This is a genomic window from Vibrio sp. HENC-03, from assembly GCF_000305755.2.
In the GTDB taxonomy this organism is placed as follows: domain Bacteria; phylum Pseudomonadota; class Gammaproteobacteria; order Enterobacterales; family Vibrionaceae; genus Vibrio; species Vibrio owensii.
In genome coordinates, this window is record NZ_JH976124.1 from 77083 (window position 1) to 93306 (window position 16224).

Sequence of the window (16224 nt, forward strand, 5' to 3'; positions counted from 1 at the left end):
CTTTTCGTTATACTTCATGCCAAACCAGTGGAGGCGGCACAATCGTCTCCATGCAAAAGATAGGAACACAGCTTGAGTTTAGAAGTCGATATTATCTCTCAAATCACTGAACGTTTCAGTGCGCTGCGCGATGCCGAAAAGAAGGTCGCGAAGTTGATCATGGACGACATTCAAACTGCCGCTAACGCCAGCATTACTGAACTGGCAGAAAGCGCAGAAGTGAGTGAAGCCACCATCACCCGTTTTGCTAAAGCTGTTGGCTGCAAAAACGTGCGTGATATGAAGATCAAACTGGCACAAACCTTAACGGTTGGACAACGATTCATCCTTGAACCGCCTGATCAAAGTGGCTACCAAGGCATCTATGAGTCGATCAAGCAATCCCTTGATGTAAACCGCAGTTTGATTGTTGAAGAAGATATCGACACTGCTGTGAACTGGCTGCACAACGCAAGACAAGTGATCTGTATTGGTATGGGTGGTGGCTCAACCATTGCAGCACAAGAGATGCAGCATCGTTTGTTCCGTCTGGGCTATCCTGTTGTGGCGTACAACGATGGCTTGTTATCGCGCATGATTGCGGCGACGGCAGACGCGAACGATGTGTTAGTGATGATCTCAGCTACTGGCTATACCCCTGCCATCATAGAAACCGCACAATTAGCCAAGCAGTACGGCGTGAAAGTCATTGTGATTACTCCGAAAGACACACCTTTGACTGAGCAAGCCGATTTGGTTCTGCCTATTGAGCACCAAGAGACGGATTTCATCTACAAGCCATCGGCTTCTCGTTACGCGATGCTGGCGTTGGTTGATGTACTTTCCATGGCGTTGGCCGTTAATCATAAGCGACGCTCGCGCGATAAACTTCGTCGACTCAAAGTTGCTCTCGATTCTTATCGTGGCGGTTTGGAAAGACAGCCTCTTGGTGATTAAACCAACGTAATTTAGATGCCTTAAGTCTTGGCTATAAAACTCAAACAATGAAGCCCGATGTTCAGCATCGGGCTTTTATTTTACCGAAATAATACTTCAATTCGGTACGATGTCTTGTTTTAATATTTAGGAAAACTTGCTAACACATAAATAACGAAATTCATCAATAAGAAAATTCTGATTGAATGTAAGGTTATCAAGATTAATACCAATTCGTACTCGAAATAATTTATAAGTTAATTAATTATTTTCCCCATCAATATTGATTAACTATTAACTTATTTTCAAACGAAATATGAACATTAAGTTTCCATTTTATTTTGGTTTCCGATAAAACTATTTGAGACTTTCATCACACTAAATTTCAAATCTCAGGAATAGACTCCGAGCCTTTCAAGCCCCCAATTTGCAGTGAGTCTATGAAACTTTCTAACCTAAGTATTAAAAGTAAAATCAGTGCGTTGATACTTGTTATCTCCGCTGCCGTCATTGCGTTATCTTTCTTCTTTACCTCTCAAATAAAACTTATTGATGGCAAGATGACAGAATTTTCTGACACCACAGTGCCAAGTATTTTATTGGTAAAAAATATTGAAATCGAAATTGGCACCTTAAGAAAAGACGAATTCTCTTTACTGACCAATGTAAACCATGCTGAATTTAACACTTGGCTTAAAGGTTTGGATGAATCAGAAAATAAAATCGACAACTATATTGAACAATACGGTAAATCACTTTGGGATCAGCGCGACCGTGATGCTTATAATGAAGTATCGAGTGCGTGGTCAAAATACCGTAGCTTCAACGACAAATATTCAGAGCTACTAACCACGAAACGCATTGATGAAGCCAACGCTATGCTGCTGGATGGTTTTTCAACGTTCCAAGCACTTTCTAACTCGATTAAAGATCTGGTTGAGTTAAACCAAACCTTCATCAAAGAAGACATCAGCAGCACTCACGATGTGGTAGCAGACGCGATCACTTACAGCATTATCGCGATTGTTGCTTTATTGGCATTGAGCTTTGTACTCGGCCTATTCCTCACAAAACAAATCTGCTCTCCACTGCAATACGTGGTTAAAATGGCCTCTAAGATTGCTTCCGGCGACCTTACCTACGAACTTCCACGCAATAAAATTGGTAACGACGAGCTCGGTTTATTGGCAGACGCCTGTGAAGATATGCAAGCCAAGCTGCTGAGTCTGGTCGACAACATCTCCTCTACTACCGCTCAGGTGAGCACCGCTACCGAGGAAGTGAGCGCCATTTCAGAACAAACCTCTTCTGGCATGGATGAGCAGCAGCAACAACTTAACCTGATTGCGACCGCAATGAACGAAATGCAAGCAACGGTGCATGATGTAGCAAGCAACACGGAAGCCGCTTCAGAGACTGCAAACAGTGCCTCTCAAGAAGCCAAAGAAGGCTTAGAAGTGGTTCAAGAGTGTATTGAACAGATCAACGAAGCTTCAGTCGCGATTCAATCTGTAGGCACCATGGTAAGCGAGCTAGAGCAAGACGCATCGAACATCAGCGTGGTGGTTGACGTAATTCAAGACATCGCAGAGCAAACTAACCTGCTTGCTCTCAATGCTGCAATTGAAGCTGCCCGAGCGGGTGAACAAGGCCGCGGATTTGCCGTTGTAGCTGATGAAGTTCGTACGCTAGCGAGTCGCACACAAGCATCGACAGAAGAGATCATTGCCATCATCAGCAAGCTTCAGAATTGCTCGAAAACCGCTGTATCGGCAACAAACAACAGCAGCGATTTGATTCAAGTGTGCGTTGAACAAGCTCAGCGAGCAGGTACGACGATTGGTCACATCGAGCAAAGCGCTGACAACATCGCTGAAAAGAGCATCCAAATCGCGAGTGCGTGCAGTGAGCAGAGCTCTGTGACTGAAGAGCTGCATCGCAATGTCGAACACATCAACCAGTTCTCTAGCGAAGTCGCAACAGGCTCTCGTCAAACCGCGATTGCGTGCCGAGACTTAAGTGAACTGGCGGTTGGCCTACAAGAAATCGTCAGTCAGTTTAAAACGGCTTAAACAGCCATTAAAGGTTGCGTTAACTTTGTCCTAGCGCGCTCTGTAAAGCCCGATGCTCAGCCATCGGGCTTTACTTTATCTAGCCGTTTCTTTACGCGTGCACGGTAAACCTGATCCTTGTCTCGATTCTTTAATTTATCTTTCCTAATCCCACCAACATCACGGTAACCCACTATATTTGAATGAGAATATTCTTAGAGACGCATTCAAGAGTGAGGCCAGTTTCAATAATTAATCAATTGATGAATATTGAAGGAATTAACTTCCTAGCCGGACAAAACTGACTCACGTTACACTGAATGCAGTCCCACACTCTTCTATAGCTTGATACGATTTCGAGCTCACCTTCTTAGAGGAAGCGTCGCATGATGAAGCGAATCATTCTTGGCACCCTAGCCCTGACTCTTTTAACTGCTTGTTCCAAAGATGACGGACAGCAAGCCCTTGGCACACTAGAACGTGACCGCGTAACCTTTACTGCAACCTCTAGCGAGATAATTCGTGCCCTACCCATCAAGGAAGGCAGCCAAGTCACCGAAGGAGAAGTGCTGGTTCAGCTCGATACAAAGAACCAAGAAGCCGTTTTAGCTCACGCCGTAGCCGAACAAGCCAAGGCTGACGCCTATCTTTTGAAATTGACCAATGGTGAGCGACCAGAAGACATTGCCGCAGCGCAAGCTCGCGTTGCCAGAGCGGAAGCTCAATTGGTTGAAGCGCAAAAGAACTACCAACGTAAAGCAGAGTTAGTTCGTAAGAAACTCATCAGCCAATCAGAAAAAGACACCGCTTTAGCAGCCAGAGATTCTGCCCGTGCAGAGCTAGACTCCTCACAAGAAGAGTTCAGCAAACTGACCGCTGGCTCTCGTCCTGAAGATATTGAACAAGCGAAAGCCGCACTCATGGCAGCAAAAGCCGATGTGGCACTACAAGAACAGAAACTGGCAGAACTCACCATCACGGCCACGCGAGATGGCTTGTTAGATAACCTACCGTTTAACCTTGGTGAACGCGTTCCTGTGAATGGTGTGGTTGCTGTAATACAAGCCAGCCGCGTCCCATACGCTCGCGTTTACGTTCCTGCCAACTACCGAGTCGATTTTGTGCCGGGTAAAACGGTTAACGTGCATGTAGATGGCGTTGAGCAACCATATAGCGGCACCGTTCGTTGGGTAGCGACTGAGCCTTCATTTACGCCTTATTTCGCGCTTACCGAGGAAGAACGCTCGCGTTTGATGTACCTAGCAGAAGTCGACCTACAAGACTCCGCACATTCCTTGCCTTCAGGTATCCCAGCGCAAGTGGATTTGGTGGAGTAAGCCAATGACCGAATACGCGATTCAAGCTGAAAATGTAGTGAAAAAGTTTGGTGACTTCACCGCCATCAACAACATCACGCTTAATGTGCCCAAAGGCAGTATTTATGGTTTTCTTGGCCCGAACGGCTGCGGTAAATCGACAACCATTCGTGTGTTGACTGGCTTGCTTAGCCCAAGTGAGGGCAAGGTCGATGTACTCGGGCTAGAGATCCCAAAACAATCTGAGCTTCTGCGCCTCAAGATTGGCTACATGACACAAAAGTTCTCGCTTTATGATGACCTGACGGTTCAAGAGAATCTTGAGTTTATTGGACAAATCTTTGGTATGGAAACCAAGGCGCTGAAAGCTCGCATCGAGGAACAGCTATCCACCTACGGTCTCGACCAGTTGCGTAAACAGCGCGTCGGCGGAATGAGTGGCGGCCAGAAGCAGCGCTTGTCTCTCGCGGCAGCGACCATGCACAAACCAGAACTGTTGTTTCTCGATGAGCCCACGTCTGCGGTTGACCCAGAAAACCGACGCGATTTCTGGGAGCAGTTGTTTGATCTCTCTGACCAAGGTACGACGATTTTGGTCACAACGCACTACATGGATGAAGCGGAGCGTTGCCATCGTCTGGCTATTATGGAAGCTGGGGAAATCCGCGCCGATGGTGAGCCAGAAGAGCTCATGGCGCAAATGGGCGTTAACATCGTTGAAGTCAAAGCGGATAACTTACGCGAGCTAAAAGAGAAAGTCATTCAGCGCGAAGAAGTACGCTCAGCCGCACAGCTCGGCATTCGCTTACGCATTTTGATCCACCAGCACATCGAACAACCGATCGAATGGTTAACCCAGACCTTTCCTGAGCTTGATGGCTGCGAGATGAACATCGCTCGTCCTAGCTTGGAAGATGTGTTTGTCAGTGTTACGGGAGAAGGTCGCCAATGATGAAATCTATTGCCCGTATGAAAGCGGTGATGATCAAAGAGATCCGTCAGCTTTCACGTGACCGCATTACCTTTGGCATGGTCGTGATGATCCCGTTGATTCAGCTCCTGCTGTTCGGCTTTGCCATTAATACGGATATTCGTAACATTCCCGTTGGCGTCGTCGATCAAAGTGGCAGTACTGCCGGGCGTGTGATCACCGAGTCCGTCAAAGTCACGCAAGTGGTCGATGTGGTCGAAACCTTCGCTACCGCATCAGAAGCCGAGCAAGCCATTCAAGACGGCTTGGTACGAGCGGCTTTGATTCTACCCAGCGACCTAACCCAACGTATGGTGCAAGGTAGAGAGCTTGGACAATGGATTGTGGATGGTTCAGACACCATGATCAGCTCAGCGATTCTCTCTCTACAAACCATGCCGTTAACGGATTTTGATTTTGAGATACGCCCTGCCCCAACCAAAACCTTTGAAGTTGCGCTGTATTACAACCCGAGTCGGCGCTCGGCGGTGAACATTGTTCCTGGTTTATTGGGTGTAATTCTGACCATGACGATGATCTTGTTCACCAGTGCAGCCATTGTTCGAGAACGGGAACGCGGTAATTTAGAGTTACTGATTACTACGCCAATCCACTCCATCGAACTCATGGTGGCGAAGATCATTCCCTACATCTTTGTTGGTCTGATACAGGTGTTTATCATTTTAGGCTTGGGGCACTGGATATTTGGTGTGCCGATAAACGGCGCCATTAGTCAGATACTGTTTGGCACGCTGTTGTTTATCGCCGCGAGTTTAACCTTAGGTTTGGTGATATCCACCATTGCGACGACACAGCTTCAAGCAATGCAAATGACGGTGTTTATTCTTTTGCCGTCGATTCTTTTGTCCGGATTTATGTTCCCTTATGAAGGAATGCCCGTCGCGGCACAATGGATATCAGAAGCCCTGCCAGCCACTCACTTTATGCGTATTATTCGTGGTGTGGTGTTGCGCGGTGCAGACTTAATGGAGCTATGGAGAGATACAGTCTGGCTACTGGGCTTTACGGTGATAGGTTTAGTTGTTGCGTCATTACGCTTTAAAAAATCACTCGATTAATCCATCAGATTCCAAAACTAAAAACGCCTCCGGATTTGGAGGCGTTTTTTATTGAATCATCAATTATCGTAGCGAGATCAGTAGTACTCTCCCAGAGAGCAGTCGTGCAGGTCTGAAATGCTATAACTTCTTAGCGAATTGATTTTGAAGTTGAAAACCACTTGTTTGCACACATTTCGACTGCGGTCGCTATAGGTAATGTAACCTTCGCTGTATGCACGTTTACCGCTGGTTGAGGTGATATCTGCGTTCAACTCCAGATGCGCCTTGTGCGCTTCTACACGTTCCATCATCTCATGTACGTCAAGCCACTCTTCACGGTTGGCCATTTGGATCAGCATCGATTCCGCCTGTGTTTCTAGCTTTTGCGGATAAACGTAAAAACGGTTATAGGCAAAATAGGCGCTCATTAAAATAAGTATTAACACTGCTGAGGTAGTTCTTGTCATACAAGTTGCCTCTTATCATTATGAATTTCTGCTTTTCTCTATATTCTCAGTATAGGAAGCGGATGGAGTTTAGGTTAAAGAATTCACCCAAATAACAACTTAAGGTCAGAGTCCGTCAATTCCATGACAAGCCACACCGCGATTTAACCTAATTCTAAATAACTAGACACTTTGCCAATAGAAAGTACTAACTCATTGCCCGATTAGAGTCGTCACCAACCTGTGATCAGAGCCATTCGGTTGATTTGTCGATGTTCTTGAGCAGATCATCCGATTTGAGTTTTCTGACTTAAGCCAGAGATGATCAATCCCTATCATGGCGAAAGCAGGTACAGGCAAGCCTTCCACTGATGTTGGCCAACTGGCTACGGGTTGAGTTTGGAAACGAGAAAACAGCCCATTAAACCTCGGGCTTGCAGCAGAAAGATTGAAATCCCCTATCACGACCATTTCCGGTGTTGGATACAAATCAGTAAGAGTTTCTAGGGTTCGAATCAGGGCATTGCGGCGTTGCCATAACGGCTCAGTTCTTGGCGAAGGAGGATGCGCCGTCATCAGGGTAATAAAGTTGTCCACTTGCCATGTTGCTCGAATCACCTCTTGACCATCTGGGGTGTGATAAATCGAAACTGGCTCCAAAGGATAACGGCTCAAAATCATCTGATTTGACGGGTAACCAACGCCGCGCTGGCCGCCATAATAGAAAGGATAAATATCGTCGAGAAGATGAAGTTTCTCCCCCACTTGAGGCGAGAGCTCTTGCATCACTACCAAATCCGCAGGGTGTTTAAGCAAGTAATTAATGAACTGATTAATGTCCGGATTTTCGTAGAACAGGTTGAATTGGACTATTGTCAGCGGATTTTCGCAGGTTTGGTTGTTTGTGATTTGAGTGGGTAAGAGAAACGCAATAGAAGCGAAGCCGATTAAAGCAGAGAAAATGGCTTTCACCCAGTGACGGCAAACCAAAAGCACCAGAGCAAAGCCTAGGTAGACGAATAAAAGGAGAGCGGGAATCGAGGTTAGATTCTCCGCCCACCAAATATCATGATATTGCCTTGCCACCAGCCAAATTGAAGCGGGTAAAAACAACACAATCCATTTAATGACTCTCAGCACACGCACGGCTCATTTAGCGATTACATATCATAAGCTTATATGTAATCGCCCAACTCGCCAGTGCACTGCTAACCTGTATCTAAACAGATTGGCTTAAATGGAATGAACCGCTTCCGTTACAGGCTCTGTAAGCAGCGCTTTTTCGCTCACTTCGACTTTAACCGCAGCGACCTTAAACTCAGGGATCTTCGCGTGCGGGTCAGTCGCGGTTGTCGTTAGGCGGTTGACTGGCGATTCAACAAAGTGGAAAGGAATGAACACCACACCTTTTTGAATCCGCTTAGTCACAAAGGCATCAATTTCAATGCTGCCGCGACGTGTAGACACTGTCAGACGCTGACCATTACTGATGCCAAGTGCTTCTGCGTCTTCCACGCTCACCATTGCGCGAGGGCCAGCAAGATTATCCAACCCTTTGGTTTTGCGCGTCATGGTTCCAGTATGGAACTGCTCAAGTACGCGACCCGTCGTTAACACAAGTGGATACTCTTCATCTGGCAGCTCAGCCGCATAACGGAACGGTACGCCCACCATTTGCCCTTTACCACGAGTAAACTGGGTTTGGTGCATGATGCGAGTACCCGCAGGGTTGTTCTTGTTGCTCGGCCATTGCACACCGTTTGGCGTAATGGCATCCCAACGAAGACCAGCGTATTGAGGTGTCACTCGTGCGATTTCATTGGTGATATCAGACACGCAGTGGTAATCCCAATCACTGCCCATGGCATTGGCAATTTCTTGAATAATCCACCAATCTTCTTTCGCTCCACCCGGTGCCGTGACAACCGGATTCACACGCTGTACACGACGTTCTGTATTGGTGAAGTGACCCGCTTTCTCTGCAAACGAGCAAGAAGGCAGAACCACATCCGCGTATTGCGCAGTCTCCGTTAGGAAGATGTCTTGAACAACCAAGAAGTCGAGTGCTTCTAAACCTTCAATCACATGCGCTTGGTTCGGGTCACTCAACACTGGGTTCTCACCCATGATGTACATACCACGAACGTCACGATGGCAAGCCGCATCAATGATTTCTGTCAGGGTTAGACCTTGCTCAGAAGGCAGATTTGGCGCATTCCATTCAATCGCAAACTTCTGACGCACAATTGGGTTGTATACCTTTTGGTAGCCTGGGAAACTGTTTGGCAAAGCCCCCATATCACAAGCGCCTTGCACGTTAGATTGACCACGTAGCGGGTTAATACCACCACCTTCAATACCGATGTTGCCACACAGCAATTGCAGGTTAGCGATAGAACGCACGTTGTCATGACCTGTCGTGTGCTGAGTGATACCCATCGAGTAGTAAACAGCCGTACGATCTGCCGTACCGATCATGCGCGCCATTACTTGAATGTCTTCGGCTTTTACGCCCGTCACCAACTCCACTTTATCGAGGTTGTAAGCTGGTGACATTACTTCTTGCAACAAGGTATCAAAGCCGTCGACACGTTCTTCGATGTACTCTTGATCGTACCAACCGTTCTTGATGATCTGCTGCATGACACCGTTCAGGAGCATCACATCCGTACCCGGGCGGTGCGCCATATACAGCTCTGCATGCTCTGCCATATCGACACGTTTCGGGTCAGCCACAATCAAACGAGCGCCGTGGTGACGAATTGCTTGTTTGATATGTGAAGCGATAATCGGGTGCGCCGATGTGGTATCCGAACCAATAATAAAGATCACATCAGAGTGCTTAATGCTTGGAATGTCGTTGGTCATTGCACCACTACCCAGTGACGCCTCAAGACCGGTTACACTCGATGCGTGACACAAACGCGCACAGTGGTCGACGTTGTTAGTGCCCAGTTCACGACGGACAAATTTTTGGAACGCGTAGTTGTCTTCGTTGGTGGTTTTCGCTGAAGAGAAACCCGCTAATGCGTTGCTGCCAAAATCTTGCTTGATGCCAGAGAACTTGCTCGCAATCAGTTGAATCGCCTCTTCCCAGCTTGCAGGCTGCAACCAACCGTCTTTGCGGATCAAAGGCGTGGTAAGACGCTCTTCACTGCCTATGAAATCAAAACCAAAGCGCCCTTTCACACACAGCATGCCTTGATTCACTGGCGAGTCACCGCCTTTCACGTAACGAATCGTATTGGTTGCTTCGTCCACGAACATAGTCAACTTACAACCCACACCACAGTACGTACAAATGGTGTCGACCGCTTTCAGATCTTCAGTACGACCTTGTGAACGGTCACGACTATCGACCATCGCGCCCGTTGGACACACTTGAACGCACGCGCCACATTGCACGCAGTTCGAATCGCCCATTAGGGTTAAGCCATTCTTGTTACTTCCAAAGTGTGGACGGTCGTCAGGACGTAATGCAGGACGACCTTGTTTGTCGCACACAAAGTTCAGTACGCCGTGCACGGCTTTGTCACGACACGCTTGGATGCACTGACCACAACTAATACAGCGGTTGGCATCAAACTCAATAAACTCAGAGCTACGGTCAACTTCGTACTTATGACGCAAGTCTTTCGCACGAAGATCTAACCAATCTTGATGCGATTTAATCTGTAAGGAGAAGTCAAAGCTTTGCTCAGCTTCATATTCGGTGGAGTAATCACGCAGCGCACAATCGGTATTTGCCTGACAGCCACATTCAAGGCAGCGTGCAGCTTCCTTCATCGCTTCTTCGTTATCAAAGCCCAACTCCACTTCAGCGAAGCTTTGCTCGCGTTGTGCTGGAGTCAGCTCAGGCATGATAGATCGAGCGACTTTCTGGATGTTCTCGAAGTGAAGCGGATCGACTTGAGAGAGCTTCTTCTCTTTACGCGAGTTGAACGCTGCCTTTGGCATATCCGCCATATCGCCATTCAAAAACAGGTCAATGGCTTTTGCCGCAACGCGACCATCACCCACCGCTTCAACTGCCGTTGCAGGACCACGGCGGAAATCACCAATACTGAAGATGTTGCCCGTGCCGGTGTGCATGGTCTTTTCATCTGCATCAGAGGTGTTCCAACGCGTAAGCGGAATAGATAAGTCTTCACCTTCGAGGAAACTCAGATCTGGCTTTTGTGATACTGCCGCAATCACGGTGTCGAACTCTTCGGTAAAGAACTCGCCGGTTGGTTTTGGGCTTCGACGACCAGATGCATCCGGCTCACCCAACGCCATGCGCTCTAGACGAATCGCATTCACGCGTCCGGTTTCATCGGCAAGGTTTTCTGCAGGATTGGTCAAGAAGTGGAATTTCACCCCTTCGTGTTCCGCTTCAACAATCTCGTAGTCTTCTGCCGGCATTTCGTCACGGGTACGACGGTAAATCAACGTGGTGTCTGCACCAGCACGACGCGCAGTACGAGCACAGTCAATTGCCGTGTTACCACCACCGATCACCGCGACTTTCTGACCCGTTACATAGTTTTGCTCGGTAACGTAATCTTTAAGGTAATCAACGCCTAAGTAGCAACCTTCAAGGTCACTGCCTGTGTAATGCATTTCAACTGCTTGAGACGCACCGACAGCTAAACACACCGCATCGTATTCTTCGCTCAATTGAGAAAGCGTGAAATCCACACCCAGCTTTTGATTAGTGTGAACTTGCATGCCATTACGGCACATCAGTTCGATTTCTTTATCGAGAATGTCTTTTGGCAAACGGTATTCAGGAATACCGTAACGCAACCAACCGCCCGCTTTTGGCATGGATTCAAAGACCGTAACGTCGTAGCCTTCATTCGATAAGTAGTAGCCAGCCGTTAGACCACCAGGGCCACTGCCGACGACGGCAATGTTCAAACCTTTGCTTGGTTTCTTTTCTGGTACGTAGGCTTCATGCGCAGACAAATCCGCATCCGCGGCATGACGTTTTAGCTGACGAATTGCAATAGGCTCATCGACTAACGAACGGCGACATTCGCTCTCACAAAATGCAGGGCATACGCGACCAATCGATAGTGGCATAGGAAGTGTACGCTTAATCACTTCAATCGCTTTTTGATGATCGTTCTGTGCGATGTGATAAAGGTACGATTGGATATCCACGCCCGCAGGACACGCGGTTTTACATGGCGCTTCACAATCGGCGTAATGGTCCGTCATGATGCGGTTGAGTGCTTTTCTGCGGTGCTCGCTTAATTGTTCTGATTGCGTGACCACATTAAGGCCGCGGTAAACTTCGAGTTCACACGCACGCTTAGTACCGCCACTTTCGACTTCAACTACACACAAGTCACACGGTACTTTTTCATTACTTTTGTTCATTCCGCACAGCGATGGGATCTCGACCCCACACACTTTTGCTGCTTCTAAAAGGGTTAGACCCTCTTCTACAATTCTATATTTTCCATCGATGACAATTTCTATCATGCAACCCCCGCAGCAAAGCAAATCCAAATCTGCACAAGTAAAACCATGCATTCTATAAGGATAATCATTTGTAAGACAAGTTAGTGTGATGTAAAACTTATAAACCACATTTTTCACGTGTCATAAAAAGCGAGGGCTTCTTTCGCTAACTTTCAACACTCGGTGTTTAACAAACGTTTTACTCCCTCAAAAGTGCGAAAACTGAAGGGTTGGACTATTTTGATAATAAGAGTAATAAATGATTGACCTTACCCTTAGGTTAACCTTTAGAATCGAAGGGTTTTCATCATTTTCATCAAACACATGGGAAAAGGTATGCACTTAAAATCGCTGCATACAATCTGGTTAACTCTCTTCACGACGCTAGTACTATTGGTATCTAGTGTGGCGAACAGTGAGCCGTTGATGAATATTCAAATGATGTCTACTGGCATGGCTCATCATCCTTCTATGATGAGTGACAGCGAACACTGCGGTATGCCCGGCATGATGGACGTCTCCATGACAGACGCTTCTATGTCCGAAGATGGCGATGTAAGAGAAACCAGCATGAACTGTGGTGGAGGCTCTGGCATGGTTCATACCTGCTGCACTGCCGCGTGTACGATAGTTTTCGTCCCCCTACCGAATCCTATCAATAGCCCAATGCCCGTCGTCTATCGCGCAACTATTACTCCTGAAGTTGCTTCCCCAGTCGTACACGTCAGCCGCGACCTATACCGACCTCCAATAGCCTAAATCCGTCCTAGCATTCGACCCTGCGTGTGTATCGCAGGTTGTTTTAATGCGCCTGAACGATGAGGTAACAAGGCTTTACTGTTCCCGCAATAAAATCCGCACCTCCATCGATCCGGCGAACACTGGATTTAGATTATGGATATCAAACCATACCGCTTAGCTGCACCTATTTTTATGGTGGCTCTGGTCGCTGCGCCAACCTTGGTTAACGCCGCTGGTAAAGAGACGCACGCAGCACAAAATTCCGCATCAAGTGAGCGAGCTTCGACGACCAAGCTTGCCCAACTGATCAACGTCGCTTTGAGTAACGATGGCAATCGTAAGCAATACTCAGCGCAATCTGCTGCCATGCGTGAAACGGGCGTCGCGAGTTCGACCTTAATGGACCCAAAACTGAAAGTGGGTTTTGGTGGCTTGCCTGTCGACAGCTTCAAATTCGATGAAGACCCAATGACCAACATCTCCGTTGGTTTAATGCAACAATTTGAGCGTGGCTCGACGCTTGATTTACAACAGAAGAAAGCCAATCAACAAGCTAACGGCCTTGGGCTTCAAGTCCATGCTCGTGAGCTTGAGGTAGCCAACAGCATGACTCAACTTTGGTTAGAACTTGGTTACCAGCAACGCGCGGAGCAAATCATGCTTGAGAACCGCAAGTTGATGAAGGAAATGGAAAGCTTTATTCAAACCAACTATTCGATTGGTAAGAGTGAAGCGCAAGACCTGCTCAACGCCCAACTTCAAGTCAGCAAGTTGGATGAGAAACTGCAAGCCAATGCACAAATGCAACGTCGTCTTATCTCTCAACTCTCCGAATGGTTGGGCTCAGATTGGCTGGCGAACGAAGAGGCTCTGCACGCGAGCAATCAACTTAATTGGGACACACTGAACAGCAAACTTGCTGCGAGTCAGGGTTCCACCAAGCATTATCAGCAACTCAGCCAACACCCGATGGTTAAGATGGCCGACGTCAGCATTTCTGCCAATAAAACGCAGGTGGAAATTGCTGAGCAAGCCTACAACCCACAATTTGGCGTCGAAGTAATGTACGCCTACCGCCAAGCCGACAACATGATGGGTGAGCCCGCCTCTGATTTGGTTAGCGCTTACCTCACCATGGACATTCCACTGTTCACAGGTGACCGCCAAGATCGCAATCTCGCGGCCGCTCAATACCAAGTTGGCGCGGCACAATCGCAAAAAGACACCTTACTAACGCAGATGAATGCCAAGGTGAACACTTTGCTGGTTGATCGCGGCAACTTAACCCAACGCTTAGAACGTTATCAATCCACCTTATTGCCTCAAGCGAAAGCGCGCATTCAAGCCGTTGAGCGGGGTTATCAAAACAACACAGCTCAGTTTAACGATGTGATTTCTGCCACGACTGACGAGTTGGCTCTGCAATTAGAGCAACAACGTCTGCTGACCGATCTCAACATCGCAAACAGCAATTTAGCCACCCTACTCGGTGGTTTCGACTATCAAGTCGAGCAACCAGAACTGTCTGAATTTAAAAAATAATAAGGTAAAACAATGAAAACATTACAAGTTGCAACCATCGCGCTGATTGTTGGTGGTGCTTTAGGGTTTGGTGCTAATCATTTTCTTGCGGGCTCGACTCACGACATGAGTGCGATGGGTGGCGAATCTGCTGCAAGCTCTAATGATCCGCTTTACTGGGTTGCCCCAATGGATCCGAATTACAAACGCGACAAGCCGGGTAAGTCCCCAATGGGCATGGATTTGATTCCGGTTTACGCAGAAGACCTATCCGGTGAACAAGACGCACCGGGTACAGTGACTATTGACCCTTCAGTAGAGAACAACCTCGGGGTTAAAACCGCAAACGCGACACTACAGCAGTTATCACCACGCATCGAAACCGTTGGTTATATTGCCTTTGATGAAAGTCTGTTATGGCAAACCAACGTTCGTGTGGCAGGTTGGGTAGAAAAGCTCTACATCAATGCCGTGGGTGAGAAAGTGAAGAAAGGCGATGTGCTTTTCACGCTCTACTCTCCAGAACTGGTTAAAGCACAAGAAGAATTGCTGAATGCGTACCGCACTGGCCGCAAAGGTCTGGTAAAAGGCGCAACCGAACGCTTGGTAACACTTGGTGTTGACCGCGCTCAAATCAAATCCATTACTCGTAGTGGTAAAGCATCACAAACCATTGAAATCAAAGCGCCTGCTGATGGCGTTATCGCGAGCTTAAACGTGCGTGAAGGTGGCTATTTGTCTCCTGCTCAAGCGGTGATCAGTGCCGGTCCTTTGGACAATGTTTGGGTTGATGCGGAAGTCTTTGAGCGTCAAGCACACTGGATGAAAGCGGGTTCTCAAGCCACGATGACCCTTGACGCGATTCCGGGCAATGAATGGCAAGGCGTCGTGGATTACGTGTACCCAATCCTCGATCCGAAAACACGTACGTTGCGCGTGCGTCTTAAATTCCCTAATCCAGATGGCGCATTGAAGCCAAACATGTTCGCCAATATTGCCTTGCAGCCTGTTACTGACGACGCAGTGTTAACGATTCCTAAATCATCTGTTATCCGCTCTGGTGGTATGACTCGCGTTGTTCTAGCTGAGGGCGAAGGCAAATATCGCTCCGCTCGAATTGAAGTTGGCCGTGAAGCTGGCGAACAAATCGAAGTATTACAAGGACTTAAACAAGGTGATAAGATCGTTACTTCATCTCACTTCATGCTCGACTCTGAATCAAGCCAGTCGGCGGATCTGTCTCGCATCAATGGTGTAGAAGCAGCGGCAGAAACGGCATGGGCCAAAGGTGAGATCACGGATGTGATGAAAGATCACCGCATGCTGACCATCAACCACCAGCCTGTACCAGAATGGGATTGGCCGGGCATGGTAATGAACTTCACTTTCGCAGATGGCGTTGAAATGGGTGACTTGAAAAAAGGTCAGGCTATCGAATTTGAAATGCAAAAGACGGAGTCCGGTCAGTATCAAATCATCGACTATAAGGCAGACAACAGCGTCATTGCCGCAGAAGTTTGGCTAACTGGTGACATCACCATGCTGATGGCCGACTTTGGCATGATCACCTTAAACCACTTACCGGTTGCAGAATGGAACTGGGATGCAGGCGAGATGAACTTCTCTGTGGGTGAAGACGTTGATCTAACGGGTTTTGAAGAAGGACAGAAAGTTCGGTTTCTAGTTGAAAAACAAGGATCTGACTACGTTCTTAAACAGCTAATTCCTGCAACAACAGCCGTCGAGGGTTAA

11 protein-coding genes are annotated in these 16224 nt (G+C 47.6%); 8 read left to right on the forward strand and 3 right to left on the reverse strand.

The window, feature by feature from the left end:
• The first annotated feature begins 72 nt into the window (after positions 1-72).
• The 5 genes from VCHENC03_RS12010 to VCHENC03_RS11990 all read left to right on the forward strand — a co-directional run bounded on the left by VCHENC03_RS12010 (position 73) and on the right by VCHENC03_RS11990 (position 6331).
• Positions 73-936, forward strand: a complete 864-nt coding sequence (locus VCHENC03_RS12010) for a MurR/RpiR family transcriptional regulator (protein WP_005425077.1) — start codon at positions 73-75, stop codon at positions 934-936.
• 419 nt (positions 937-1355) lie between these two features.
• Entirely contained in the window at positions 1356-2987 is a 1632-nt protein-coding gene (locus VCHENC03_RS12005; protein ID WP_009706209.1) for a methyl-accepting chemotaxis protein, read from the forward strand.
• A gap of 365 nt (positions 2988-3352) precedes the next feature.
• Positions 3353-4303, forward strand: coding sequence for an HlyD family secretion protein (locus VCHENC03_RS12000; protein WP_009706210.1), 951 nt, complete (start codon positions 3353-3355; stop codon positions 4301-4303).
• 4 nt (positions 4304-4307) lie between these two features.
• Positions 4308-5234 carry an ABC transporter ATP-binding protein gene (locus VCHENC03_RS11995; RefSeq protein ID WP_009706211.1) on the forward strand — a complete coding sequence of 309 codons (927 nt, stop codon included), beginning with the start codon at positions 4308-4310 and terminating at the stop codon, positions 5232-5234.
• Entirely contained in the window at positions 5234-6331 is a 1098-nt protein-coding gene (locus tag VCHENC03_RS11990; protein ID WP_009706212.1) for an ABC transporter permease, read from the forward strand. The genes VCHENC03_RS11995 and VCHENC03_RS11990 overlap by 1 nt, the downstream gene beginning before the upstream one ends.
• A gap of 77 nt (positions 6332-6408) precedes the next feature.
• Here VCHENC03_RS11990 and VCHENC03_RS0125925 read toward each other — a convergent pair whose 3' ends face one another.
• The 3 genes from VCHENC03_RS0125925 to fdhF form a co-directional block, all read right to left on the reverse strand.
• Positions 6409-6780: a hypothetical protein gene (locus VCHENC03_RS0125925; protein ID WP_027726579.1), complete on the reverse strand. Its 372-nt coding sequence runs from the start codon at positions 6778-6780 to the stop codon at positions 6409-6411.
• 192 nt (positions 6781-6972) lie between these two features.
• Positions 6973-7899, reverse strand: a complete 927-nt coding sequence (locus VCHENC03_RS11985; protein WP_009706213.1) for an endonuclease/exonuclease/phosphatase family protein — start codon at positions 7897-7899, stop codon at positions 6973-6975.
• A gap of 93 nt (positions 7900-7992) precedes the next feature.
• Positions 7993-12231, reverse strand: a complete 4239-nt coding sequence (fdhF, locus tag VCHENC03_RS11980; RefSeq protein WP_009706214.1) for a formate dehydrogenase subunit alpha — start codon at positions 12229-12231, stop codon at positions 7993-7995.
• Positions 12232-12546: 315 nt separating this feature from the next.
• Between fdhF and VCHENC03_RS11975 the strand changes: the two genes are divergently transcribed.
• The 3 genes from VCHENC03_RS11975 (at position 12547) to VCHENC03_RS11965 (ending at position 16224) form a co-directional block, all read left to right on the forward strand.
• On the forward strand, positions 12547-12969 hold the full coding sequence (locus VCHENC03_RS11975; protein WP_032802776.1) for a hypothetical protein: 423 nt from the start codon (positions 12547-12549) through the stop codon (positions 12967-12969).
• Between the two features lie 135 nt (positions 12970-13104).
• Entirely contained in the window at positions 13105-14493 is a 1389-nt protein-coding gene (locus tag VCHENC03_RS11970; protein WP_009706216.1) for a TolC family protein, read from the forward strand.
• A gap of 12 nt (positions 14494-14505) precedes the next feature.
• The gene (locus tag VCHENC03_RS11965; RefSeq protein ID WP_009706217.1) at positions 14506-16224 is read left to right on the forward strand and encodes an efflux RND transporter periplasmic adaptor subunit; all 1719 of its coding nucleotides are present in this window, start codon (positions 14506-14508) and stop codon (positions 16222-16224) included.